Source organism: Syntrophomonas sp. UBA1041, from assembly GCF_002316705.1.
Classification (GTDB): Bacteria; Bacillota; Syntrophomonadia; order Syntrophomonadales; family Syntrophomonadaceae; genus DTU019.
Map to the genome: position 1 here is coordinate 43,188 of NZ_DCEA01000068.1, position 22,677 is coordinate 65,864.

Below are 22,677 nucleotides of genomic sequence, written 5' to 3' on the forward strand. Positions count from 1 at the left end.
AATCCGGCGGGAATTTGATGTCCAGCAGTTTTAAGGGACCGATCATGGAGATGTTCCCGATGATGGTTGACAGCAGCATTGGGATCTGTGGTCCAAAGTTTACGGCAGGGAAAGCCAGTTGAAATACCCACTGGCGCACCTCCTGCAGCGTGGGGACCTCATATTCATTGCCCGGCACCTCGTAGATTCCAACCACCTTGGCCACATATTTTTCCCGTACTTCCGCGGTCTCTTCAGGAACAGGCACCCAGGTGCCTGTGGTCTGTTCTATTGCAATGGAAGTGACTTTTTTAACGATGTCCACTTCTCTGCCGGTCTGCAAGTAGTAGGTGGCGATCACATAGCCGCCGACAGCCTCAATATGTTCCGGCAGGGCCATCATGTCCAGGTCTGACAATAGTAATACCTCCTTGCTGCTAAACTTAGATTTTTCATGGCAGTCTGCCCATCATCCTCGCTGCAGGCCATTAGGCCTCTAAGCTATTCGTACATTCAAAGGGTGTGCATCACGGTGTTAAAATATTTACCCCATAAAAAAAGCCCCGGGCTTGACCCGAGGCACTTTGGCTGAGGATAAATCTTATATTTTGCGCTGTTTGAAGAATTCTTTCAGTTCTTGTTTTGATGCACTGCTGAGGTTATGCCAGCGAATTCCCTGAATGGCTCCTTCAAGGCTGCAAAGGGTATTATAGCAGGTATCACCTTCTAGCTGGCGGAGTCTGAGAAAAGCCTCTTTGCTCCCCAATTCCATCAAGACATCTATGTCATCCACCCCTATGGAAGCCAGGCGTCTTTCCAAATCCTTCCCTATATTGGGCAGATCTTTCAGCCTGCCCTTGGGTTTGGGGACCTGGAATTCATAATATACCTGACTCCATTTATCCATCTCCAGAGGCTCATAACTGCGCTCCCAGAACTGCGTCTTATTGTGACGATCCACCAGCAATATTGTAGACACCCTGGTGCCGTAATCATATTCCCTGCTGGCCACAAACACCGGGCCCAGCATCCTTTCCTTTTTCAATCCTATTCCGGTATCCGGCAAGTTCTCATCCGTGGGATATTCCCGGTCTCGCAGAATGACGAATAAATCTTCCGCATCGAAATGCGGTTGATGCAGAACTTCGCTTAAAGCGTCGGTTCCTTTGCTGACTTTGGGCCAGGGAACATCCAGCAGGCTGTTGCTCAGACCATGGATTCCCGGCTGTATTGGGCGAAGGACTCTTTCACGGTTGGAAAAGTAAAATAAGGTTTCATAATCTCCCAAGAGCAGGTTAAAGCTGTTATATGCCCTTCCCCCATCCTCAAGTGAGTCTATGTAGCTCTGTGGGTCCTGGCTGCTCTGTAAATAATTCTGAACCAGCAGCCCTCGGGAAGGAGCGTTATTCTTGTGGTTAAAAGGATCGCGGTAATTGGTCAAGGCTGCAAAACGCCCGTTTTTAGTGATGCCCATCCAGGTACCGCCCGCTTGCAGGTCCCTTCCCGCCAGAATATGGGGATAGTCTTCCCAAATCTCCGCTCTTGAAGTGGGGCGCTGGTAAAACTCGTCGCGGTTGGCGGCGACGACCAGTTTATATCGGGGATGATCATCCCAGGCCAGCAGAATAAGACACATGTTTTCCTCTCCCCTTCATCATCAGGATTGGCATAATGACAATTACTTCCGGATTATTGGCAAAAAATATTATAGATATCATACCGCACCTGCAAGAGATAATAAAGAAACGGCCCCGGCCTCCTGATCCGGGAAATTTTTTTCGACAAAAAGCATTTCCAGTGGGATTTGGGCAGAATAAGTTCATCAGATTTTTTATTCATCTAACAGTGTATAAGAAAAACTGCTTTGAGATTCATGTAACGTCTCTATTAAGGATAAGGAGCCATGTCCAAAGAAAAGATCATTGAATTCTCTTCCTGGATAATATTGCTTACGCTTCTCTTTTGGGTGGTGCCGGTTGAGCGAATTCGCGAAGCCCTGGTAATATTCTTTTTCAAACAGAGTTTAACCTGGCTTTCTGGACTATTAGTGGTGCAGATGGGATTTATAGAATACCCTTTGCGCATATTTCCCAAAGCAACCCGGTCCAGCTTCACTTTCGAGTTCTTTGCCTATCCGGTGATATGTATTTTCTTTAACCTTTACTACCCTTTTGGGGAAAGTGTCAGCCGGCAAATACTGCATTATTTTGCCTTCACGTCGGCTATTACTTTGATTGAGTATATTTTAGAAAAACACACTCAATTGATTAAGTATATTAAATGGGCCTGGTACTGGACCTGGCTGACTCTGTTGATAACCTTTGTAATGTCAAATTTTTTCTACCGCTGGTTTTTCTCGCTTTGATCATTGGTAACACCAATAACCCTACCGAAAGAGGTAGGGTTACAATGGCTTGTATTATTTAAATAGACAATCTGACTCTATACTACGGAAGAATATAATTCCAAACCGGCTTGGAAAGCCTTGAGGTTTACTTCCAGGGCTTTGGCAGGCACGGTGTGCTTAATGGCTTGTTCCACCTCGTTCACCGGCAGATGAATGGCAGCCGTCAGGACGCCTAATAATACCACATTGGCGGCTTTTACGTTGCCGCATGCTATAGCGGTCTTGGTGGCGTCCACAACCAGGGTATTGGGGGCCAGAGCTTTGATGCGCTCTACGATATCGTCCGGATATTTTACCTTGCCGCTCATCACCGGCAAGGGATCGATCCTCTCGTTGTTAATAATCACCCGGCCATCAGGCTTCAAGTAATCGAGCCAACGGGCGGCTTCGATTTTCTCGAAGGCCAGAAGTATATCCGCATCGCCTTTTTTGATAATGGGTGAATAAACCTTCTCCCCGTAGCGCACTTCAGATACCACGCTGCCGCCGCGCTGAGCCATGCCGTGTATCTCCGATACTTTAACATCAAAGCCCATCTGCACGGCTACATCGGCCAGAATCCGGCTGGTCAGGAGGGTCCCCTGGCCGCCCACTCCTACTATCAGAACATTGGTCACCTTTTGCTTATCCATGCTTATCCCTCCACTGCCTTTATGGCGTCGAACTTGCATACTTGTGCGCAGAGGCCGCAATTCGCACAAGAATTATCGTTTATGACGGCTTTGCGTTCCGCCTTCACCGGAGAATCGAGATAGACCAAACCGGTACAGCCCAGCCTGATGCATACCGAACAGCCATTACAGATCTCCTGATCTATATAGTACTTCTGCGTGGAAGGCTCATGGGGTATCAGCACACAGGGGCGCTTGCAGATTATCACTGAAGGCTCGCGCCGCTCCAGCTCAGTTTGCAGCGTTCCCTGCAACTGCTCCAGGTTAAGGGGATCGACCACCTTTACATGTTGGATGCCGATGGCCTTAACCAGGGCTTCCAGATCCAGGCGCGCGGTAGGCTCCCGGCGAATGGTAAGCCCGGTGGCGGGATGATCCTGATGCCCGGTCATGGCAGTTGTGTCATTGTCCAAAATCAATACCGTCGAAGTCCCCTGATTATACACCACATCTATCAGAGCGGTGATGCCGGAATGAACAAAGGTGGAGTCGCCGATTACCGCCACGACTTTATCGGCAAAGTCAGCCCCGCGGGCCTTTTCCATGCCCAGGGCGGTTCCTATGCTGGCCCCCATGCAAATGCAGGAGTCCAGGCCTTCCAGTGGTGCGATGGCCCCCAGGGTATAGCAGCCGATGTCTCCCATCACCGCCAGTTTCATCTTCTTCAAAGTATAAAACACGCCGCGATGCGGGCAGCCCGCGCACATGACCGGCGGGCGGCCGGGCACCTGGGTGCTGAGCCCGAATGGGTCGCTGTTGTCAACGCCCAGCAGCTTCTCTTCAATCAATTCCGGGCTGTATTCGCCCAGAAGTGTGAATAGTTCTTTGCCTTCTACCCTGATTCCCAGGGTTTTAACAAAATTCTCTATAACCGGTTCCAACTCTTCAACCACCACCAGCCGTTTCACTCCGGCGGCAAAGGATCGAATCAGCTGTTCCGGCAGCGGATTTACCAAACCCAGTTTAAGGATGGAGACATCGGGTATAACCTCTTTAACGTATTGGTAGCAGATCCCGCTGGTGATGATGCCCAGTTCTCTGTCACCCCATTCGATGCGGTTCAAGGGGGTTTGTTCGGCATACTCTTTTAACTGCAAAATACTCTTTTCGACTTCTATATGACGGCTTTTGGCAAAGCCGGGCAGCATTACGTATTTGGGAGCATTCTTTTTGTAAAGAGGCAGCTCGCGCCGCTCTAGCTGGCCGGTTTCCACCAGGGTCTGTGAATGGGCCAGCCTGGTGGTGATTCTGAACATCACCGGGGTGTCAAACTGTTCACTCACATCAAAGGCCAGCCTGCAGTAATCCAGGGCTTCTTGACTGTCGGAAGGCTCAATCACCGGCAATTTGGCAAATATCCCGTAGCCGCGGTTGTCCTGCTCATTCTGAGAAGAATGCATGCCGGGATCGTCAGCCGATATTAAAACCAGGCCGCCGTTAACACCGGTATATGAAAAGGTATATAAAGGATCGGCAGCCACATTCACGCCCACATGTTTCATGGCTACCAGGGTTCTGGCCCCCCCGATGGAAGCTCCGGCGCCTACCTCCATGGCGACTTTTTCATTGGGAGCCCATTCTGCGTATACCCCGGGGAACTCTGCAAAGCTTGCCACAATTTCTGTACTGGGTGTGCCGGGATATGCCGTAGCCACCGTGGCTCCAGCCTCAAACGCCCCCCTGGCAATGGCTTCATTGCCTATCATAAGTCTTTTCATACTAATCCTCCTTAACCCTTTGGCAATATACAAAAAAGCCTCCCACCCGGGCGGATGGAGAGACATAACCCGCAATACCGCAGCTTGGCCGGGTATTGATTCAAATGAATGATAACACAGGTTAACTTTTTATGTAAATAACAATTAACTCCACTTGTTCCCGCATCTGGTGGCATCCCAATGGATCAAAGCCTGGCTGACCAGGTAGGCCATATGGTATACATGGGCCAGTGAACCATATGTGATGGGGCGGGCAGTGCGCTGATTCTGTCTGACCCCAACTACCCCGGTGATGGCCAGCTCTCCAACGGCTGGCAGGCGCTTGCCGACCGCTTTAGCCGGCAATACCGGACCCCGCCGGACTTTTATCGTGCCGATTTCGACCTCAGTCCCTACTGAGGCGTCGATGGCAATTTCAAAGCGGTCATGATGAGCCTCCTGTATCAGCCGGAGTTCCCGGGGTATATTGGAGGCGTGCAGGGGGTGATCCAGATCCCCATACACCGGAACCGAAATACCGGCCTGATTCAGCATGGAACCGGTCAACGGCCCAAAACAATCCAGAACATGACGATCTGACCCGATGCACAGGATAACCGGCGGACCGGTGATGTCTTTTAAGGCATCGTCAATAACCGCCTGCAGCTGCACTGCAACTCCAGCTTCAGTATAATGCTTGCTGAAAAATACCATAAGTCTTTGTCATCCCTCAATTTCCTGTAAAACCGATTGCAAAGCTTTGATAAAGCGCTGGTTTTGCTCCGGGGTCCCTACGGTTACCCGAATCGAGGTAGGGCATCCAAAGCTTTCGCAGCTGCGTATAATGACCCCTTTTTTGAGCATTCCCCGAAAAACCATCCCGGCATCCCGTCCGGTGTCAATAAATATAAAATTGGCCTCGGTAGGAGTGTATTCCAGCCCCAAACCAGCCAGGACCTGGTATAAATAGGCTTTGCCGCAGCGATTCAATCTGAGGCTTTCGGCAATATGTTCGGCATCATCCAGTGCTGCCATGCCGGCATACTGCGCCAGGCTATTGACATTGAAAGGCTCTCTGACCCTTTCCAGGGTTGAGATTATCGCGGGGCTGCTGATGCCATATCCCAGGCGCAGGGCGGCCAAACCGTACAGCTTGGAAAAGGTTCGTAAAACGATGGTTTGCGGCCTTTTCTCCAATAACGCCTGGGCGCTCCTATACTCCGGGCTTTCCACATACTCGCTGTAAGCCTCGTCAATCACCAGCAGCACATCCCGGGAAAGCCGGTTTATGAATCCGCTCAACGCTTCCCCCGTCACCATGGTGCCGGTAGGATTGTTGGGATTGCATATGAATATGATCTTGGTTCTAGGGCTGACGCATTCCAGCATGGCCTTTAAGTCATGGGTGTTGTTCAGCAAAGGAACCTGGATGCATTTAGCCCCCATCACCGTGCTCACGAATTCATATTCCGAAAAGGTGGGATGCGGCAGTATGACCTCGTCGCCCGGATTCAAAAAGGCTTCCGCCAGCATCTTGAGGATCTCATCAGAACCGTTGCCCACTGCCACGCAGTCAGTATCCACCTGAAGCCTTAGGGCCAGTTTGGCTTTAAGGTCGCGGTAGCTGCTGTCCGGATAAATATGCATATCACCCAGATGTTCAATAATTGCCTGTTTGGCCAACGGCGCCGGTCCCAGCGGGTTCTCATTGGATGCCATTTTAATAACATCGGTAAGCCCCAGCTCCCGCTTTACTTCTTCAATTGGTTTGCCCGGCACATATGGCTTGAGATTGAATATCTGCGGCCTGGCCTGGCGGTCGATAAAGTCGTCCATCGCCAAACCTCCATTTGTTATTATATTACACCTTGCTTCTATCAATAACTAATTTCGCCTAACCCATGATCTTGGCACATTGAAAGATTCTCCGGGGCTTTATGCCCGTTTCATGCGGCGCATTTACTGCGATGTATTCCGAGTTAAAAACACAGGTGTTTCTTTCGGTTGGCCCGTCAAGAAACACCATAATCTAAGCCTGATTGATTTTATACAGCCTGCAACAATCCTTCCGACCTTCTCACCAAGACCAGGTTTATGAACCGGTTTATCTACCGTACTACCCCAGTCTCTCCAGTATAAACTGCGGCAAAGCGAATGCCGCTCGATGAACATGTTTATTGTAATATTTTAAACCATTGATAATGGCTGTGTCATCAGCTATTTGCAAGGGATCATAAGTTTTGCTGGCGGCCGTGAAAGACCAGGGCCCGCTGACATAAGTGGGCACAGTGGCCAGATAAACCCGGGTTATGGGAAATATGTCTTTCAGGTTGGCGACAACGGTGTCAAATATCTGCCCGTAGTACAGCGGTGATTCGGATTGTACCGCCAGCATGCCGTCGTCAGCCAGGGCATTGTAAATATCCAGATAAAAGGAGCGGCTGTATAGCTGAATAGCCGGCCCCACCGGATCGGAGGAATCGATCAGAATCACATCGTATTTCTGCCCGGTTTCACGAACGTAATTAATGCCGTCATCAATATGGAGCCTGGTCCGGGGATCCTCAAAACCGCTGGCTACCCCGGGCAGATATGCCTTGCATATTTCCACAACCCGGCGGTCAATCTCCACCATATCTACTCGGGCCACCTGCGGGTGCTTCAAAACCTCCCTCAGGGTACCCCCGTCTCCTCCGCCTATAATCAGCACCTGCTGAGGATGAGGGTGGCTCATCAACGGTACATGGGCTATCATTTCGTGGTAAACGAATTCATCCTTCTCCGTATACTGCACCGCTCCGTCCAGTATGAGGGTGCGCCCCCATTCCGCCAATTCGGCAATCGTCAATTCCTGGAATGGTGTGGTCTCTTGATGGAGTTGCTGGAGAACCTTCCATTGTACCGAATACCCCGGGGTATTCTGCTCACAAAACCAATGTCCTGCCATATTGTGTTACCTCCCATGCAAAAGGCTATTCACCCAGGTTGATCAGATCCCGCAAAATAAGCAGATTGTGCTCCAAATTGCTCTGGTCTTTAAAATCTACAGCTAATAGAGTAGCTTTTATAATATCGTCGACTTCGTTACAGTCTGCCCTGGGCTGCCATTTTTTTAACAGGTTAATCAATTCCCGCTGCTCCCGCTTGATTATCACCGTTTCCAACAGGTTGAGCAGGAAGTGTAATTCCCCGCTATCGATCCTGCCAGTTATAAATAAATCCATAATTGTTGTAGCAGTATCATCATAAAGCAATTTCCATTCAGCGTTGGTTGGCATCACCTGGCCATCCTTTCGGCATCCTTCATGGTTTGCTTCTGCAAGTCGAATTGAATGGGTATGCGCACCCCGCTGCGGCCATCCCGGTTTTTTTCAATGGATATGTAGTAATTGGGATTGACGTACTTTTTCAGTTCCTCATCCTCAGCCAGGTCTTCCCGGGGTATCGGACTTAACTTCAGCATTAGGTCGCTTTCGTTTTTCATCCGCTTGGCGCCTTGCAGAGTGCCGTCCGGATTCAGCTGTACCAGACACATCACCGCAACCTGCAGGTTCTGGGCCAGCATTTTCTGGGTTTTGACAATCTGTTCCAACATCTGCCATTCCTGCAAGCGCGGGTCATGCTTCTCCATACGCCCGATATAATCGATAATCATCAGGTCGATCTTCTTTTGCGTTTTGAATTTGCGCGCAATGGATATGGTTTTTTCCGGGGTCAAATTGGGACAGGGATAAGAATAAAAACCGCTGCCGCGCAATCGCGAATAACCGTTTAAGATGATAGACAATTCATTTTCATTGATATCTCCGATGCGGATGCGGTCATGATCGATCGAGGACAAAATCGACCCCCAGCGCAGAGCGATCTGCTGGCGGCTCATTTCAGTATTTAAATAGAGCATGCTCATGCCCTGATCAACTGCCACCGCTTTTGCGGTATGCAATGCAAACGCGGTTTTACCATGACCGGTCTGAGCCCCCAAGATGATCAGGTCGCCCGGCTTATACCCCAGGGTGATACGGTTAAGACTGTCGAATCCAGTGGTCAAACCATCCAGGGGTATAACCCCTTTGTGAACCTCCTGTATCTCCCGGTAACGCAGGAAACGCCTTTCCACTTCATCATAGCCCAGGCTGGCCATATCCTCGGGGGTGTCAACACGATCATCGATTTCCAGTGCGGTCAGGTTGGTAAGCTTTTCTTCGGCCTCCATCAACAGCTGCTCCACTTCCTGATCGCTCTCACTCTGCAGCAGTTCCATGCTGTTCTTTAAAAACTCCACAAACTTGCGCACCCTGGCTTTGTCCCGCACCCTTTTGATCCAGTATTTTATATTTTCGTCATCAATGTAGTGTTCGACAATATGCTTGAGTTCTTCTATATCCCGGGTGCTCTTCAACAGACCCAGGGAGTGTCCTTCTTTGAGAACCTCCACATAAGTAGGTCTTATTTCGCGGGCGAATAGGATACCGGTCAACTCGAAAATAGTGGCATGTTTGGGTGAATAAAAGTCCGCCGTGGTGAGGCTGTTTTGAGCCTCAATGCAGGCCTCTTCAGAGTGAAGCATTGAAGACAAAACCCTTTTCTCGCTCTCCAGGTCAAACATCATTTCATCTGATAGTTGTTGGCGGATACTAACGGGCATAAGTCACCATCCTAAATATAAAACGGGGATGCTCCCCGTTTTTAATTATACCTTAGTTTTGATTTCCTCGGCATTGGGTGGTATATAAATTTCATAATCTACAGCCGGTTTGGTTTTATTGCCGGGGGTTGCGCCGTCACCGCCCGCCCGTGTTTTCTGCTTCGATAGCTTGAAACTGCGCATCTCCGCGTCCACTTCCTCCAATTGGCGTATTTCTTTGCTCATCCAGTTTGACAAAACACTATCTACATATTCCAAGCCCCCGCTTTTGGTGCGCTGGCACATGATCTCACCGGCTTTCATGATCATGGCATGTGAAAAGCCCCAATCATAGCGCCATTTCTGATAAATGCGGCGCCTGGCCTCAGCTCCCATATCGATACCGGTAAAAGTGCCAAATTCCAGGAGGTCGGGATCAAAAGCCTGATTACGCTGCGCGGGCCCATTGTTGCGATCCACAAACCGGCTGAAGTATATTTCCATGCCATCCAAACTGCTGATGGCATATTTCTTTATGTCAGTGGCAATGTGACTGATTTCCCGAGGATTCTTAATGTTGCGTTCAAAACACAGCTCCAGCATGCATAAGAGCAGTTCGGGCTTTAAAGCCATATCGCCCAGCCAGCGCCGCAGTTCTGATACCATGGTGGGACTGATCAGGCTGCCGGTTTTCTCGGCAATGAAATCAGCCACCTTTTTAAAATCAGCCTGATTGACCGAATTTGGAGAGGTCTGCAGCTGTTGTTCCTGCAACTGCAGTTGCAACTGCTCGATTTGATCTTGATACTCCTTTATAACCACTTTGACCCCGGCCGGCACGGCTTTCTCGCCTTGCACCGATAATTGGGGGTGGTCGCGAATCATAAGGCTCTCCAGCTTGTCCATTAAAGGCTCGATATAGACGGTCTTATCGACCGTTCCCTTGCCGGGCTCCGAAAGCGCAATGATACCGAGCTTTTCTAACCGGGACAGTTTGCGGGTCAGTTTCTGTTTGCTCAGGCATGGGCATACTTGCAGCATTTTGCCTATTTCCACCCCGGTATGGTAAAGTGGTTTGCCCTGTTGGTAAGCATATAAGATGGTGGTCAGGATTCCTATGTCGTCGGTAGTGAGATCTAATTCCTTGGAATACTCAAAAATAATGCCGGGTACATTAACATTGCCCCAGCGCATCATCTCCAGAAAGGCAGATTTGTCAGCCATATAGAACATTCCTCCAACCAGCAGGTAAAGGCATTATAACATTATATTCCAAGCTCTAACAAGGCAAGTAATTTTGTGATTAACAAGCATTGACGTCCATAAATGGCGTTCAATCAGAATGAAATTTAAATGCAGAGAAATTTTGCAGCTTTCCAACCTTGACGGATACTGATTGCCATTTTATCGGGAAATCAACCGCCTAAAACAGCAGCCTGCCATACTTATATTTGATTAAAAACCCTGCCGGTTGAGCTGCTGTTCAATTTCCTGAATAGACTTCATGATTCTATCGTAACGTCCCTCTTTCCAGTTCTCCTTAAACATGTCATGCAGCTTTAGCGATAAAGCCAGATAGGCCTGCTCGGCTTGCAAAGCCTGTGGAACAGCACCTTCGCGGTACTCCATCTTGGCTTCCAGGTGCTCGGTCGCGCCCAAGGTAAACTCATCCAGCCACTGTGGAATATAAACCGGCAGGTTCATTTCGGTGCGGAAGTACTCGGCCAGAGAGTTCAGGGATTCATCTTCTCCATGCACCAGAAAAATTCCCTTGGGTGGGGTTACGAAATTCTGCACCCAGCTGGTCAGGCCGTTTTTATCGGCATGGGCCGAATAGGCCTCTATAAATTCGATGTCGGCTTTGACCGCAACCTTTTCCCCGTGAATGGTTACTATCTTCTCGCCGCTGAGGATCCGTTTACCCAGGGTGCCTTCGGCCTGATAACCCACAAATAAGACGGTGGCTTCCGGGCGCCACAGGTTGTTTTTCAGGTGGTGCTTGATGCGCCCCGCTTCGCACATGCCACTGGCTGATATAATGATGGTTTTCCCCTGGCGGGCGTTTATGCCCATCGATTCTTCCTGGGTTTTTGTATATTTGAGGTTTATTAGTTTCAAAGGATGCTGGTTGCTGTTTTCCTCAACGTATTGACGGGTTACATCATCGTAAAATTCGATGTGCTTCTGAAATATCTCGGTGGCTGCGATAGCCAACGGGCTGTCAATATACACGATAATCTCCGGATCCAATTTGCCTTGCACATTCAACAGAAATAAATCGTAAAGCAGATCCTGGGTTCTCTCCACGGCGAACGCGGGAATGACCAGGTTGCCGCCTTTGGCTACGGCCTTATTGATGACCTCCAAAAGGGCCTCACTGCGGCTGCTCAATTGAGGATGAAAACGACTGCCATAAGTGGATTCCAGAATGATATAATCACCATTTTCAATGGTGCTGGGATCTTTGACGATAGGCTGTTTGGAATTGCCTAAATCACCGCTAAACACTAGTTTAAGGCGCTTGCCGTCTTCTTCTATCCATAATTCCACGATGCAAGCACCCAGTATATGCCCGGCATCGCGCAGCCGCACCTGCACCCCGGGAGCAACATCGATGATTTCATCCTGGTTTATGGAGCGGAAATGCTTGAGGCATTTGAGCGCCTCATCAACGGTATAAATTGGCTCGATGGGGGGTTTGCCAGCCCGGCTTAGCTTGCGGTTCTTGCGCTCCACTTCAGACTCTTGAATGTAGCCCGAATCCGGCAGCAGGATCTGGGCAAGCTCTTCTGTGGCATGACTGCAATACACCAAGCCTTCAAAGCCTTGTTTATACAGTTTGGGGATAAGTCCGATATGATCGATATGAGCATGAGTGGCGATCACGAAGTCGATAGATTTGGGGTTAACGGTGAATTCCTGATAATTTCGTTCCTGCAGGGTTCTCGGCCCTTGAAACATTCCGCAGTCTACTGCGAATCTGGTTTCTCCTGTTTCGATGACAAAAAATGAGCCGGTTACACTACGGGCAGCTCCTAGAAATCGCAGTTTCATTTGCTACGCCTCCGATATCTTTCTGCCCTTCATTATACCGTAACTTGGCTGATTAGACTGCAACTATTTTGCGGGCTTCGCGGTGCCGGGCCAGACTTTCAAAACCCTGGTAAAATTCTATGACCTCCATTTTGATGCGATTTATCTGGCTGCTCCTGATAGCCTGCTCTAAATTGGAAAACCCGTTGCGCCCGAATTCCTTAACCGCTTCATTGCTGTCCAGATCTTCTATCAATTCGGCATAGTTGTTGTGCACCTTCTCGAACAAACCGTAGTACAGCTCCTTGATCTGCATCACCCGGCGGGTTACCTGACTGAGGTCTATTTCATCACGTTCGATGAGGCGCAGGAGGCTGTGCAGCAGATTGTTAATCAGTTTATTGTGGAAAACCGCCACCATCACGTCACGCTTATACTGCTTGCACAGCAGGTAGCGCATATACTCTAACAATTCACGCTGCGCAGCGGGAGTCAACTTTTTATAATTGTTAAGAATTTCTATATCGTTTAGGCAAATGTCTGTATACAGTAGAAAAACCCCCTTTGTATTCCCTAACAAAAGGGGTTCAACCCGGATAAGACAATTCCTTTAATAAAATATCGTAATATTACTGAACGTTTCTCGGTGTTTCGATTGCTTTCTTCATTTTAGGAATATGTTAGCGCGATTTAGGCTTTTCTGTGTCGATTGAGAAAGCTGCCCATCCTTGAAACAGCCTCTTCGATATTGCTTACGCTGGCGGCGTAACAGCATCTGACAAAGCCTTCTCCACAGGAACCAAAAGCATTGCCGGGCACAACCGCCACCTTTTCTTCTTCCAGCAGCTTTTCACAGAATTCCTCGCTGCTCATGCCGGTGCAGCGAATTGAGGGGAAGCAATAGAAAGCCCCTTTCGGTTCAAAACAGCTCATCCCGATATCATCAAATCCGGCCAGCATGATACGGCGCCGGTAATTGTAGCTGTCCACCATTTTTTTCATCTCATGCTCTCCATTGCGCAAGGCTTCCAAGGCTGCTTTTTGCCCCATTATCGAGGCGCACATGATGGAGTACTGATGTATTTTCTTCATGGCGTCGATGATGTCGGAGTGACCGCAGGCGTAGCCGACTCGCCAGCCGGTCATGGCAAAAGCTTTGGAAAAGCCGTTCAATAAAACCGTGCGGTCACGCATCCCCGGCAGAGAGGCTATAGACACATGGCTCCCGTTATAAGTCAATTCCGAGTAGATTTCGTCAGTGATTACTATAAGGTCGTTTTTGATGATAATATCCAACAAGGCGGTTAAGTCTTCTTCATGCATAATGGCCCCGGTAGGGTTGCTGGGATAAGCCAGAATTAGAATCTTGCTGCGAGGCGTAATGCACTTTTCCAGCTCTTCAGGCTTAAGCCGGTACTGATCATGATTGAAGGTCTGCACCGGCACCGCTTTGCCATAGGCCAGCATAGCTCCGGGGGCGTAACATACAAAAGACGGTTCTGGAACCAAGACCTCATCACCGGGTTCGATTAACGCCCGCATAACCAGATCAACAGCCTCACTGACCCCAATGGTAATCAGAATCTCGTCCTCGGGAGAATAGCATACCCCTATCTTGCGCTTCTGGTAAAGGGCGATTTCCTCTCTCAGTTCAATAAGTCCATGGTTGGAGGTGTACATGGTATATCCCTTCTCCAGGGCATGGAAGCAGGCTTCGCGTATATGCCACGGAGTAACAAAATCGGGTTCTCCCACCCCCAAGGATATGACCCCCTGCATCTGCGAGGCCAGGTCAAAGAACTTTCTAATACCCGATGGAGGCACGGATTTGACCACATTTGAAACGTATTTCTCCATGCTGCTCACGGACTAATCACCAGCCTTTCATCTTCACGGGGATCTTCAAATACGAAATTATCGACTTTGTAGGTTTTCAGCACAAAATGGGTAACTGTACTCTGTACCTCATCGAGGGTGGACAGTTTATGCGAAACAAAGGAAGCGATCTCTTTCAGATTGTAGCCATCTACGACTACGGAAAGATCATAAGAACCACTCATCAAATGCACACTGCGCACCTCGGGAAACTTGCAGATTCTTTCTGCGACCCCGTTAAATCCCACTTCTCTTTGGGGAGTCACCTTGACCTCGATGGTTGCGGTTACTCCGTCGCTCTCCATTTTGTCCCAGTTGATAACGGTATTGTAGCCCAGTATGACCTTGTCGTCTTCCATCTCTCTGATGGCGCGGACGATGACTTTCTCGTCCTGACCTAACATGGTTGCGATCAATTTGGGGCTTAACTGGGCTTCATGAGCGATCAGATTGAGGATCTGTCTTTTTAGTTCCATAGCGATTCCTCCTTCTGGTTTATTTAATGGCGGGGAGCCTACCCTTGCCATTTGGGCAAATAAAAAACCCCCATCCTCAAGGGACGAGAGTTGCTCCCGCGGTACCACCCTAATTGGCGTCAGCCCGGCTTAACTAAATTAACGGCAATGCCGTCCGGCTTACTACTCGCGTATTAACCGGAACTCTCAGGTGGCTTTCACTACCCGCTCGCACCGGTTTTCACCCTTCCCGGCTCTCTGCGGCCAAACTGAGCAGTTACTCTTCTGATCATCGTTTTTATCTATTTAATTGTTTCATTGAAGCATAATAACATGTCATAGCTTGGCCAGTCAAGCCATAGTCAGAAATATTGTGTCGATTTTTTACAGCTGCAATAATATGCCAAAGTATACTGTATTTCTACACCGGCAGCAAATCTTTTCCTGAACTATTTATCGCTGCGGCGCATATTATTTATTTAAACATCAGGAGGTGATCAATTTGCTCCCTAGGCCCAATTTCAGCCCTGAAGAACTGTCTGTGGCCCGAAGGCTGGAGAAATACTTCTCCAACGCGGATATGGACTTTCTCGAAAAGGTTTTCCAGGCTCAGCTTATCGCCAGTTATGAATTGGAATCCGGCCAGCCGGCAACAGAAACCGAGCGCATTCAAATCATGACCTTTATGGACACCCTCGACACCATCTGGCACAAGTTGACCCGGCCTTAACAGCCGCGGTCAGCTTGAATGATTACTTGAACAACAGAAACTTCTTCTTCAATATCAAGTATTCCACTCCATACCCCACCAGCATGATCACAAAGATGGCCAGGAAAACAAACCGCTCAATCGCCAAACGCTGGTTGATATCAGCTATTACCCCCTCTCTTTGCCCGGCATAATCAAAAATACTCTGCCGCTCTTCTTTCATGGAGGCTATTTGATGGTAGTTGCGATAGATTTCGTCCTGCAACAGGTAGTATTGCTGCCAGTTGATGATCCGTTCCTCTTGCAGGGCTTTTACCCATTGATTGAGCTGGCCCATTCTCTCATTGCTGGTATAGAGCAAAGCATCATATAATGGGACGCCCCGGCTGCTCGGCGGCTGCTTAAGCCCGGAAAGCATGCACAGTGTAGGAGTGATGTCAACGATCATGCTATTGCCGATGCGGGTTCCCACCTGAAATCCGGGACCGTGAATAATCAAAGGTACCTGGTCGCTGGGTGAAGAGCTGCGCGGTGAAGTGACAATGATAATCGAGCTATAATACAGCCCCTCATTACGGAGAAAAGCCAGAAAATCACCGATGGCCTGGTCGGTTTGGGCGACCGTCCGGTAATACTGTTTATCGTCCAGGGTCAAAAAAGCCTCCCGGCAATCGTTGAGAACAATGTAATTATAAAAAGGCTTATGCTGTTTAAAGGTTTCAACCGCCCTCGCTAGCAGCTCCTGGTCGCTTAGTGAGGCCTCAAAACTGGCATAGTGGGCTGCGCCGTAGTCGAAGGACTTCAATTTGCCTCCGCTGCCGTCGTAGATCATAAAAGACCGATTGCCCTGCTTGAGCATATCCAGCATCGAAGCTGTCTGTACGCGGTCTTCGGCACTATAGAGCTTGTGTTGTTCGGGAAGGGTTCCGGTTAGCATCGAAGCTTGAGCCGCCTCCGAAGTTTCTGCTCTTATGGCCAGACATTTCTCGTCAGTTACCCCTTCTCCAGCCAGATGCTTTATGCTGGGAACATAACTGTTAATAAATCCTTCATAACTTAGCCCGTCTAATGAAATCACGAAGATATGCTGTAAAGTGGAGGCTTCAGCCTTAGCGGCATGAGGCATTGCGGCGGTCAATAATGCTGTAAAAAGGACGGTTAAAAACAGGGTAAAAAAGGGTTTTCGCACCGTGATTCCCCCTCCATGGTTCTGCTTCATATATATTGGAGAGGATGAGCTAATATGCCCGTTCAATAACGGCCGCTGCGAATAATGGAATAGGCCAGATATAGACCGATCAGGACCGCCAGCACAAAGCCGACTTCCACCAGGGGAAAATGACGCAGGAAATAGGTTTCGGCCTGATTAACTATCAATGAGCAACCGATGAGAATGCTGGACATGACAATCGCCAGACAAATCCGGTTGGATATTATATCGATGCGTACCAGCATATCCCTGATGTTGCTGTATTCCATCTTTATCCTTAATTCTCCCTCTTCGAGCCTCTGGGCCAGATTATTGACATTGCGGGGCAGGGCGCGGGCGATGTCTGCCAGCTCCAGCATTGCCGAACGAACCTCATGACCCATGCGTTTGGCCGAATAGCGCTCCTTCAGCGCTTTTTTCCCGTAAGGTTGGGCTATATCCACCAGGCTTATACCCGGGTCGAGGGTGGTCACCAGGCTCTCCATGGTTAACAGCATTTTCGCCATCAGGGTAAGTTCCGGCGGCATGCGCAATTGATGTTTCACAGATAGCTCCAGGATCTCCCTTAAAGCTTCACCGACATTTATGCCGGAAAAAGGAACCCCATAATACTTTTGTGCCAGACGACCCACGTCGCGGCGCAAATCATTCAATCGTACCGGGTGATCATCAATGGCGATATTCAATAAAGCCCGGGTAACCCCTTCAGTATCATAGCGCATCATACCGATAACCAGGTCGATGTACTTATCACGAGTGAGCTGGTCAACAAAACCCACCTGGCCAAAATCATATAGTATAATGGCTTCTCCTTCAGCTATAGCGATATTGCCAGGGTGCGGGTCGGCGTGAAACAGGCCATCCAGGTAAATCTGCTGGAACAAGCACTCCACCAAGTGATTCACGATTCTGCCAACCTCATAGCCGCCGGCCTGAATAGCAGCAATATCAGAAATCTTTATCCCCGGGACATACTCCATCACCAATACGTTTTCCGTACTGTACTGCCAGAACACCCCAGGGATGATCACATTGGGATTGGAGACGAAGTTCTGTTTAAAGCGCTCGGCATTGCGGGCCTCTTTGCGAAAGTCCAGTTCATTGCAGAGCGCCGCCGCCAATTCCTCAACCAGTTCACTAACCCGATAGTGTTTGGCCCAGCCTTGGTATTTTTCCGCATAATTGGCCAGATCCAGGATGATAGCCAGATCGATGGCCATCTGCCGGTCAATGCCAGGGCGTTTTACCTTGACGACCACCTGTGCTCCGTTGCTCAGAGTGGCCTGATGCACCTGTCCGATCGAACCGGCTGCTATGGGGACCTGTTCAAAAGCAGAGAATATAAGGCTGGAATCCAGGCCATCCTGTGCTAAAACCGCTTCCACCTGTTCAAATGGAATCGGAAGTACATTATCCTGCAACTTTTCGAGTTCACTTATATATTCCGGGCTCAGCAGATCAGCCCGGGTGCTCAGCAACTGGCCCAGCTTGACGAAAGTAGGCCCCAGTTCTTCACAGGCCCGCCGCAGGCGTTTAGGCAGCGAATCTCCTATCGTCTCCAACTCTTGACGATGTCTATGGCGCCGCAGCCAGGGATGGCGGTTGCCGACACTGTTAATAACAAAGCCAAACCCGTTTTTGACCAGTACATTGGCAACCTCACGGTAGCGCGGCAGCCGTTTCAGATATGATAACGAAGCGTTTATCAACTCAGTAAAACCTCCAAAAATAGAAATGCCGGGCTATGCCCGGCAGTCATTGAAATCTATGTTCAAATGGTTTGAATCTTTTCTTCCAGGGCCTGAATCCTGGCTTCCAGCGCTTCAAGGTCCTTCTTGGTCACAAAGCTGAACTGGTTTTTGATCTCCTGGTACTCCTGGTGAATCATCTTACGCAGTTCTTCCTTTTCCTCGGCTCCCTTTTTTATGGCATCGTCTATAAACTGTTTGGCTTCTTCTTTGTTGATTTCGCCCTTATCCACCATTTCATTCATCATCTTTTCAGCTTTTTCTCTGGTGAAGCTCAATGCTCCCAGGCCAAAATAAATGATTTTTCTCATCATTGGCATATTAGTCCCTCCTTGCTGCTAAATCTATAACCAGAATATCATAACTGCCGTTTGAATACTATTTTACCCCAGCGAAACCATAATCATGCAGATAAAAGATATCTTTGGGCCCTCCATATACCCTTCGTCCTGATCAATTGATCATTGGCGGCAATCCGATAAGGGCCAGAGGCCAAAAGTCCTCCATACATATTTCGGCCCGACCATTTATGCGCACCCTGGTGCGCTGTATAGCTGAGGTTTATATAATTAATAATATGTCACTTATGGAATATCAAACCTGTATAAGAATCTGAATCTTTCACATAATGTTTTTGAGCGCTGGGATGTCGCCAAGCGGTAAGGCAACGGACTTTGACTCCGTTATGCGTTGGTTCAAATCCAGCCATCCCAGCCATTAACTCACCCGCTTCAGCGATTACTGCATTTCCGACCCGCCGATTGCAATTAATACCTGTTGAAGCAGTTCAAAAAGCCGTTTACTATGTTTTTAGCCCGGTTTACGGGCATTGATATTGATAAACTCCGATTATTTTTCTCGTAATCTCCTATTTCCTGTATTGATTTCTAATAAAACTGGCGGTATAATATCAATTGCGGCACAAACGGGCCATTAGCTCAACTAGGCAGAGCAGCTGACTCTTAATCAGAAGGTTGAAGGTTCGATTCCTTCATGGCCCACCAATACGAAACCGAGTCCCCTCCGAGCATGGAGGGGATTTTTTGTGCGGATAATTATACCCCCATTTTTAATAAACAGGTGGCAACAGGTGACAGAGGTTTAGAATGTGGATTTACGACCTCCAGAAACTACAAAGGCTTGGATAACGCTCCAGGCCCTTCCTCTCCCAGTTCTCCTGTATAGCAAAAGTAATGTCCCTGCTACCACGCTATGTCCAGAGGAAAAAAACCGGGGCCTAAGCCCCGGCTTCGTCACGCTACTGGCAATTTCTAAGTACTCATCTTATGTGCCCTAATCTTGGTGAACTTCTGACTTGAGTTTGGCTATCCGTTGCTTTGCATATTCAAAACAGCGCCGCTCCTCTTCTGTCTCCAATATTAGAGGCGGTACGGTAGTGGGGCGGCCATTTCGATCAAGAGCCACCATAACAAAATATCCTTCTGATACATTTTTGGTTTCACCGCTTCTCAGGTGTTCGGCCTTAACATCCACAAATACCTCCATGGATGTTCTGCCTGTATAAGTGATTTTGGCACGGCAAATAACCAGGTCGCCGATAAATACCGGTTCCATAAAAGACAATTGCGTAACATTAGCCGTCACTACATTGCAATGGCAATGGCGAATTGCGACTACTCCTGCAGCTGTGTCCATAAGCTTCATGACTTCTCCCCCGTGCATTCTTCCAGCTGCGTTGGCATGGGAAGGCAAGACCACCTGAGGCATGATTAAGATGGATGTGTTTGGGGTTTTTTCATCTTTTGCCATAGCTCATCTCCTGCTTTCTACATGGTTATTAATCCATATTAGATAAGAAATCCGGTTTATAAACTTCGCTAAAACCGATCATGATGGGATGAAAAGATGATTTCCGTGCACCGCCAATAATCTTTATTGCGGATCATATCGTATTGTGGGCAGACACATTGCACGGCCAGAAGTGCATCAGTCAATCCAGTATAAATATAAACGAAAAAATGCAATCAAACAATGCGTAACTCAACGTACTGGTTATTTGGTATTCCCTTCGGCGCATATCATAATCGCTTTTATCGTATTTTCCGCGTAAACACTGTGATCATTGGCATGAAGGTCAAGAGATTAGGTGTTGAGGCTTATGTGAAAAGCATCCAATTTCAGCTTCATCCAATATACGATGTCACAATGTTTGCATGCACCCACTGCCAGAGGATCCTGTTGACCATGAGTGATGCCGAAAAAATCAATATGAGCTTGCAAATCACGGCCGCAATACCGGCATTGAAAATTTTTGGGCAGGCGTTTACTCGCGCCTATGTACACCCAGTTGTTCAGGTCTTTATTGAAATTGAAATCTCTTATCAGCCAATGTCTGAGAATCCACGGGGGCGGCACTTGTTTTCCCATCTTGCGATCCTCCTTTAACCATCCGGCATCACACCAGAATAAAGTATTATCAAAGGGAGGCCTTTCATATCTGATTCCTCCGCTTGTATTTCCTTTGTATTATAGCGCCCCCAGGTAAAAGGCTTGATTCAATTATGTAAAATATTTTGGTAATTTCCGTATTGGTTACGTAAAATGAGATTTTTCGATCGGCAGGAACGGATTGCACCTTCAACTACCCCAGGTATCTGATATATATATAGACATGGCAGATAAATACGGACACTATCATCAGCGGCAGTCCCACCTTGGTGAAACCCCAGAAAGTGATTTTTAACCCGTTTCTCTCTGCAATGCCTGCAGCCACCACATTGGCGGAAGCCCCGATCAGAGTTCCATTACCGCCCAGGCATGCGCCCAAGGCTAAGGACCACCACAGCGGCTCCATGGGCATTCCGGACATGGCGCCCAAATCTTTAAGCAAAGGTATCATGGCCGCGACAAAGGGAATATTGTCGACGATGGCGGAAGCAAATGCGGATATCCATAGGACCAGGATGGCGGTCAGAGAAAAGTTACCCTGGGTAAAAAGCAGGGCCTGACTGGCCAGGCTGGTAATAACCCCTACTTTAACCAGGCTTTCAACCAGAATGAATAACCCCATAAAAAAGAACAGGGTCGGCCACTCTACAGTCAGCAGGATATCTTCCGGTTCTTCCCCGGTGGCAATCATCAAGAGTACCGCTCCAGCCAAAGCTATTGTGGCGGAATCCAGGTGCAGGGCTTGATGAAGAAAAAAACCCAATACGGTCAGGGCCAGTACCGCCAGCGATTTCTTCAGAATATTCCAATCCTTAATAACCTGCGGCGGATTAAGTTTCATGATCTCCTGCTTGTCCTCCTCGGCTACTTCGAAACCCTTTCTATAAACCAGAACCATTAAACCCACGGTTACCGCCAGTACAATTATAACCACCGGGCTCAGATTCATTATGAAATCGTTGAATCCCAGGCCCGTTGCAGAACCGATTAAGATATTAGGAGGATCTCCGATCAGGGTGGCGGTTCCTCCAATATTAGAACCTATCACCTCACAGAGCAAAAAAGGCATAGCGTTTAACTTCAGCCTGTTTACGATGGCAAAAGTGACCGGCACGATTAACAGTATGGTGGTAACATTATCCAGCCATGCCGATAAAAAGGCGGTGATGCAGGTTAAAAGCACCAGGATCATGACTGGATCACCTTTGGCTGTCCTGGCGGCAAGTATGGCCAGATACTCAAATACGCCGCTGCGACGGGTGATATTCACTATTATCATCATCCCTACCAATAAGCCAATGGTATTCCAATCGATGCTTGCAAAGGCCTCTTCCTGGGTAAGGACTCCCAATAGAACTATGATAACTGCCCCGGCCAGGCCGGTAACCGCCCGAGGCATTTTTTCCGATATTATTAGGGCATAGGCTGCCAGAAATACTGCCACTGCAATTGTTGCATGAAGATTATACATGCCGCCTTTGACCTCATTTCCTAAAATGCATCTTTATCTTTAATGGCTTATTTTTTATAATTCTATAGCCGACCCTTAAGCGGCTAAGCTTCTCCCACAGTTGTAAGCAGTATGCGATTTCCAGGCTGCGGGCAAATATTCTTACAGTTATCAATACCAGCCATTGAATTGTACTTGTTGTGCATCGTGTAATCCAATTACTTTTGTTCATAACCCGAAGCGTATAGGATGATTCAGATTCCCTTGTTAACGGATAATAACAGCCGTGTTGGTCTCATTCATACCCACTAATTTGGCCCCTCCGGCAGCAGAGGGGCCTGATCATTTTACATTAACCCGGCTCTAGGCCTATATCATACCGGGTATCTGCAAACCGGCAGTATACTGCC

General features: G+C 48.5%; 21 protein-coding genes, 2 tRNA genes, 1 pseudogene and 1 other annotated feature. Of the genes and pseudogenes, 5 read left to right on the top strand and 19 right to left on the bottom strand.

The window, feature by feature from the left end:
• Both B2633_RS10210 and B2633_RS10215 read right to left on the bottom strand, forming a co-directional pair.
• Window positions 1-397: pseudogene (locus tag B2633_RS10210) on the bottom strand (hypothetical protein); the annotation flags it as partial.
• A gap of 183 nt (window positions 398-580) precedes the next feature.
• Window positions 581-1,615, bottom strand: coding sequence for an NRDE family protein (locus B2633_RS10215; RefSeq protein WP_483170537.1), 1,035 nt, complete (start codon window positions 1,613-1,615; stop codon window positions 581-583).
• A gap of 267 nt (window positions 1,616-1,882) precedes the next feature.
• Here B2633_RS10215 and B2633_RS10220 point away from each other — a divergent pair, with 267 nt between their 5' ends.
• Window positions 1,883-2,344, top strand: coding sequence for a CBO0543 family protein (locus B2633_RS10220; RefSeq protein ID WP_481038677.1), 462 nt, complete (start codon window positions 1,883-1,885; stop codon window positions 2,342-2,344).
• 77 nt (window positions 2,345-2,421) lie between these two features.
• Here B2633_RS10220 and B2633_RS10225 read toward each other — a convergent pair whose 3' ends face one another.
• The 12 genes from B2633_RS10225 to B2633_RS10280 form a co-directional block, all read right to left on the bottom strand.
• Complete coding sequence (locus B2633_RS10225; protein ID WP_483170539.1) at window positions 2,422-3,018, bottom strand: indolepyruvate oxidoreductase subunit beta; 597 nt, start codon at window positions 3,016-3,018, stop codon at window positions 2,422-2,424.
• A gap of 2 nt (window positions 3,019-3,020) precedes the next feature.
• Window positions 3,021-4,775, bottom strand: a complete 1,755-nt coding sequence (gene iorA / locus B2633_RS10230) for an indolepyruvate ferredoxin oxidoreductase subunit alpha (protein ID WP_483170540.1) — start codon at window positions 4,773-4,775, stop codon at window positions 3,021-3,023.
• A gap of 144 nt (window positions 4,776-4,919) precedes the next feature.
• Window positions 4,920-5,468, bottom strand: coding sequence for a spore protease YyaC (gene yyaC, locus B2633_RS10235; RefSeq protein WP_481038671.1), 549 nt, complete (start codon window positions 5,466-5,468; stop codon window positions 4,920-4,922).
• A 9-nt stretch (window positions 5,469-5,477) separates the two neighbouring features.
• Window positions 5,478-6,590, bottom strand: coding sequence for a histidinol-phosphate transaminase (gene hisC, locus B2633_RS10240; RefSeq protein ID WP_483170541.1), 1,113 nt, complete (start codon window positions 6,588-6,590; stop codon window positions 5,478-5,480).
• Window positions 6,591-6,870: 280 nt separating this feature from the next.
• Window positions 6,871-7,701, bottom strand: a complete 831-nt coding sequence (speE, locus tag B2633_RS10245; protein ID WP_483170542.1) for a polyamine aminopropyltransferase — start codon at window positions 7,699-7,701, stop codon at window positions 6,871-6,873.
• Between the two features lie 25 nt (window positions 7,702-7,726).
• Window positions 7,727-8,032 (bottom strand): hypothetical protein, encoded by a 306-nt coding sequence (locus B2633_RS10250; protein ID WP_483170543.1) that lies wholly within the window; start codon window positions 8,030-8,032, stop codon window positions 7,727-7,729.
• Window positions 8,032-9,399 carry a replicative DNA helicase gene (locus tag B2633_RS10255; RefSeq protein WP_483170544.1) on the bottom strand — a complete coding sequence of 456 codons (1,368 nt, stop codon included), beginning with the start codon at window positions 9,397-9,399 and terminating at the stop codon, window positions 8,032-8,034. The genes B2633_RS10250 and B2633_RS10255 overlap by 1 nt, the downstream gene beginning before the upstream one ends.
• A gap of 45 nt (window positions 9,400-9,444) precedes the next feature.
• A complete protein-coding gene (locus B2633_RS10260; RefSeq protein ID WP_483170545.1) occupies window positions 9,445-10,602 on the bottom strand; it encodes a DnaD domain protein in 1,158 nt (385 codons plus the stop codon).
• 231 nt (window positions 10,603-10,833) lie between these two features.
• Entirely contained in the window at window positions 10,834-12,432 is a 1,599-nt protein-coding gene (locus B2633_RS10265) for an MBL fold metallo-hydrolase RNA specificity domain-containing protein (RefSeq protein WP_483170546.1), read from the bottom strand.
• A gap of 52 nt (window positions 12,433-12,484) precedes the next feature.
• Entirely contained in the window at window positions 12,485-12,991 is a 507-nt protein-coding gene (locus B2633_RS10270) for a hypothetical protein (protein WP_483170547.1), read from the bottom strand.
• Window positions 12,992-13,101: 110 nt separating this feature from the next.
• On the bottom strand, window positions 13,102-14,268 hold the full coding sequence (locus B2633_RS10275) for an aminotransferase class I/II-fold pyridoxal phosphate-dependent enzyme (protein ID WP_481043156.1): 1,167 nt from the start codon (window positions 14,266-14,268) through the stop codon (window positions 13,102-13,104).
• 5 nt (window positions 14,269-14,273) lie between these two features.
• A complete protein-coding gene (locus B2633_RS10280; RefSeq protein ID WP_481038655.1) occupies window positions 14,274-14,762 on the bottom strand; it encodes an Lrp/AsnC family transcriptional regulator in 489 nt (162 codons plus the stop codon).
• A 76-nt stretch (window positions 14,763-14,838) separates the two neighbouring features.
• Window positions 14,839-15,043: a binding site (T-box leader), on the bottom strand.
• Window positions 15,044-15,243: 200 nt separating this feature from the next.
• Between B2633_RS10280 and B2633_RS10285 the strand changes: the two genes are divergently transcribed.
• On the top strand, window positions 15,244-15,471 hold the full coding sequence (locus tag B2633_RS10285; RefSeq protein WP_481038653.1) for a hypothetical protein: 228 nt from the start codon (window positions 15,244-15,246) through the stop codon (window positions 15,469-15,471).
• 22 nt (window positions 15,472-15,493) lie between these two features.
• Here the strand turns inward: B2633_RS10285 and B2633_RS10290 are convergent, their stop codons facing one another.
• From B2633_RS10290 to B2633_RS10300, 3 genes are all read right to left on the bottom strand, one after another.
• The gene (locus tag B2633_RS10290; protein ID WP_483170548.1) at window positions 15,494-16,639 is read right to left on the bottom strand and encodes an alkaline phosphatase family protein; all 1,146 of its coding nucleotides are present in this window, start codon (window positions 16,637-16,639) and stop codon (window positions 15,494-15,496) included.
• 62 nt (window positions 16,640-16,701) lie between these two features.
• The gene (locus B2633_RS10295) at window positions 16,702-18,369 is read right to left on the bottom strand and encodes an ABC1 kinase family protein (protein ID WP_483170550.1); all 1,668 of its coding nucleotides are present in this window, start codon (window positions 18,367-18,369) and stop codon (window positions 16,702-16,704) included.
• A 62-nt stretch (window positions 18,370-18,431) separates the two neighbouring features.
• On the bottom strand, window positions 18,432-18,728 hold the full coding sequence (locus tag B2633_RS10300) for a phasin family protein (RefSeq protein WP_483170551.1): 297 nt from the start codon (window positions 18,726-18,728) through the stop codon (window positions 18,432-18,434).
• A gap of 322 nt (window positions 18,729-19,050) precedes the next feature.
• On the opposite strand from B2633_RS10300, the gene B2633_RS10305 reads away from it, so the two are divergent.
• Window positions 19,051-19,125 (top strand) — tRNA-Gln (locus tag B2633_RS10305).
• A 210-nt stretch (window positions 19,126-19,335) separates the two neighbouring features.
• Window positions 19,336-19,412: transfer RNA gene (locus B2633_RS10310), tRNA-Lys, on the top strand.
• 289 nt (window positions 19,413-19,701) lie between these two features.
• On the opposite strand, the gene B2633_RS10315 is transcribed toward B2633_RS10310, so the two are convergent.
• On the bottom strand, window positions 19,702-20,178 hold the full coding sequence (locus tag B2633_RS10315) for an acyl-CoA thioesterase (RefSeq protein ID WP_483170552.1): 477 nt from the start codon (window positions 20,176-20,178) through the stop codon (window positions 19,702-19,704).
• A 222-nt stretch (window positions 20,179-20,400) separates the two neighbouring features.
• Between B2633_RS10315 and B2633_RS10320 the strand changes: the two genes are divergently transcribed.
• On the top strand, window positions 20,401-20,814 hold the full coding sequence (locus B2633_RS10320) for a hypothetical protein (RefSeq protein ID WP_483170553.1): 414 nt from the start codon (window positions 20,401-20,403) through the stop codon (window positions 20,812-20,814).
• Between the two features lie 196 nt (window positions 20,815-21,010).
• Here the strand turns inward: B2633_RS10320 and B2633_RS10325 are convergent, their stop codons facing one another.
• On the bottom strand, window positions 21,011-22,288 hold the full coding sequence (locus B2633_RS10325) for an ArsB/NhaD family transporter (RefSeq protein WP_483170554.1): 1,278 nt from the start codon (window positions 22,286-22,288) through the stop codon (window positions 21,011-21,013).
• Between the last annotated feature and the right edge of the window lie 389 nt (window positions 22,289-22,677).